Origin of the sequence: Bradyrhizobium sp. NBAIM08 (genome assembly GCF_020193935.1) — a bacterium.
In the GTDB taxonomy this organism is placed as follows: domain Bacteria; phylum Pseudomonadota; class Alphaproteobacteria; order Rhizobiales; family Xanthobacteraceae; genus Bradyrhizobium; species Bradyrhizobium yuanmingense.
In genome coordinates this window covers 1-454 of sequence record NZ_JADYVR010000303.1, presented here as the reverse complement: position 1 = coordinate 454, position 454 = coordinate 1, and the positions used below count along the sequence as shown (strand labels likewise).

The 454-nt window shown below is 71.6% G+C and carries 1 protein-coding gene; it reads left to right on the top strand.

What is annotated here, in order from left to right; genetic code table 11:
* Window positions 1-46 precede the first annotated feature (46 nt).
* Window positions 47-454, top strand: a 408-nt coding sequence (locus I6F37_RS39610) for an ATP-binding cassette domain-containing protein (RefSeq protein ID WP_225154319.1), incomplete at its 3' end; no start/stop codon positions are given.

Below are 454 nucleotides of genomic sequence, written 5' to 3'. Positions count from 1 at the left end.
TCTACGAGGCGCGCGTGGTCGACGGCGAGATCGAGGTGGTGGTGGCGTGAGCGAGCACGTGCTGGAAATCACCGGCCTGCGCGCCGGCGTGGCGGGCAAGGAGATCCTCAAGGGGATCGACCTGACCGTCCGCTCGGGCGAGGTCCACGCCATCATGGGCCCGAACGGGTCGGGCAAGTCCACCCTGTCGCACGTCATCCTCGGCCGCCCCGGCTACGAGGTCACGGGCGGTTCGGTCACGCTCGACGGCGTCGACGTCCTCGCCATGGACACGTGGGAGCGGGCGCAGGCCGGCCTGTTCCTCGCCCTCCAGTACCCCACCGAGGTGCCGGGCGTGTCGGTCGAGTCCGTGCTCACCGCCTCGTTCACCGCCGGGGGCAAGGACACCCAGGGCCTCCACGCCACGATGGTCGCCGAGGCCGAGCGCATCGGCTTCGCGGAGCGGTTCCTCGGC